This window comes from Rhodococcus phenolicus, from assembly GCF_001646785.1.
Classification (GTDB): domain Bacteria; phylum Actinomycetota; class Actinomycetes; order Mycobacteriales; family Mycobacteriaceae; genus Rhodococcus; species Rhodococcus phenolicus.
The window spans coordinates 1-1,703 of the sequence record NZ_LRRH01000068.1 but is presented as its reverse complement, the minus strand read 5'-3'; the positions used below and the strand labels follow the sequence as shown (position 1 = coordinate 1,703).

Annotated in this window: 2 protein-coding genes; one reads left to right on the top strand and one right to left on the bottom strand. The window is 64.3% G+C overall.

Annotated features, from left to right (window positions below; genetic code table 11):
• Positions 1–99: 99 nt before the first annotated feature.
• Positions 100–1,353, bottom strand: a complete 1,254-nt coding sequence (locus tag A8G15_RS19295; RefSeq protein WP_012477009.1) for an IS256 family transposase — start codon at positions 1,351–1,353, stop codon at positions 100–102.
• A gap of 149 nt (positions 1,354–1,502) precedes the next feature.
• Here A8G15_RS19295 and A8G15_RS31490 point away from each other — a divergent pair.
• Positions 1,503–1,703, top strand: a 201-nt coding sequence (locus A8G15_RS31490) for a hypothetical protein (protein WP_211270201.1), incomplete at its 3' end; no start/stop codon positions are given.

Genomic DNA, 1,703 nt, shown 5'->3' with positions numbered 1-1,703 from the left:
CCGGCGCGGCGGAGGCCCGGTAGTCGAGGTCCAGGCGACGGCCGCAGAGGTCAAGCCCCAGAAGGTGGTGTAGGACGGTGATCCCTTCTCCTGTCCTGACTATGCAGCAGGAATCGCGGCAGCAGGTTCCGTAACCACCTCCCCGACACTCTCCGGCGCGGTGCCCACAGCACGACAACGAGCCAGCACCTCGAGCCCGAGATACCGCCGGCCCTCCGTCCATTCATCGGTCTGCTCGGCCAGAACAGCACCGACCAACCTGACGACCGCGTCACGGTTGGGGAAGATCCCCACCGCATCGGTCCGACGTCGGATCTCTCGATTGAGACGCTCGGCCGGATTATTCGACCACACCTGAGTCCACACATCCTTCGGAAATGCGCTGAACGACAACAGATCCTGGCGGGCATTGCCCAGGTGCTCGGCGACCGCCGGGAGCCGGTCCTCGGTGTACTCGACAAGACGATCGAACTGGGCATCGACCGCATCGGCGGTCGGCTGGTCGTAGACCGAATGCAACATCGCCTTGACCGCCGGCCACATGCTCTTCGGACACACACCCATCAGGTTCGCCGCGTAATGGGTCCGGCATCGCTGCCACGCAGCACCGGGCAGGTTCGCCGCGATCGCATCGACCAGACCACGGTGTGCATCGGAGGTGACCAACCGGACCCCGCTCAGACCGCGGGCGACCAGGTCGGCGAAGAAGGTGTTCCATGCCGGCCCGGTCTCGCTGGTGGCCACGTGCAGGCCCAGCACTTCGCGGTGCCCGTCGGCGTTGACTCCGGTGGCGACCATCGCGACTGCGTTCACGACCTGCTTGTTCTCGCGGACTTTCATCGTCAATGCGTCGGCGGCGACGAACGTGAACGGGCCCGCGTGATCGAGTCGGCGTTGCCGGAACGCGGCGACCTGTTCGTCGAGGTCTTCGGCCATGCGTGAGACCTGGGACTTCGACAGTGCGTTGATGCCGAGGGTTTTGACCAGCTTGTCCATCCGGCGGGTGGAGACCCCGGCCAGGTAGCAGTCGGCGACCACGGTGATCAATGCCGCTTCGGCGCGTTTACGGCGTTCGAGGAGCCATTCGGGAAAATACGTCCCGGACCGGAGTTTGGGGACGGCGACGTCGATGGTGCCGACGCGGGTGTCGAGCGGGCGGCGTCGGTATCCGTTGCGCTGGTTGACTCGTTCGGTGGACTGTCGGCCCCATTCGGCGCCGCAGACCGCGTCGGCTTCGGCGGACAGCAGGGCGTTGATCATGGTTTGTAGCAGTTCGCGCATCAGGTCGGGAGACGCGTCGGTCAGGGCTTGGTGCAATACACCCGCAGGGTCGACAATGTGGGGTGCGGTCATCGTGATGACTCCGTTCGAGGATTCTGTGGAAGGTTGACTCGAAGGATCACGCGGTGACCGTTTCACGTCCAGCAGCGACACGCTGTCGGTTGTGGTGCTGGTCACCGGGTTACACCACTCTATGGGGCACTACTGTCACAGACACCCAAGTGGGCAACCTCGGAGGGCATCTCAGCCACTATTCTCACCGCCAGATTCCCGAGCCGTTCGGCGGGTATGCGGCCCTGAGTCAACTCATTGAGCTGCCGCTGCCGTTCACTGTCAAACTGTTCGACGCTTCGGTCGATGACATCCAGTTCACGTTCCCCGAAGGCCATCCTGCCGCGAGGCCATCGCAGGGACGCGAGGAG

Bases quoted from the DNA above. Each gene is read 5' to 3' on its own strand.
- A8G15_RS19295 (WP_012477009.1), bottom strand. From the start codon at position 1,353: ATGACCGCACCCCACATTGTCGACCCTGCGGGTGTATTGCACCAAGCC.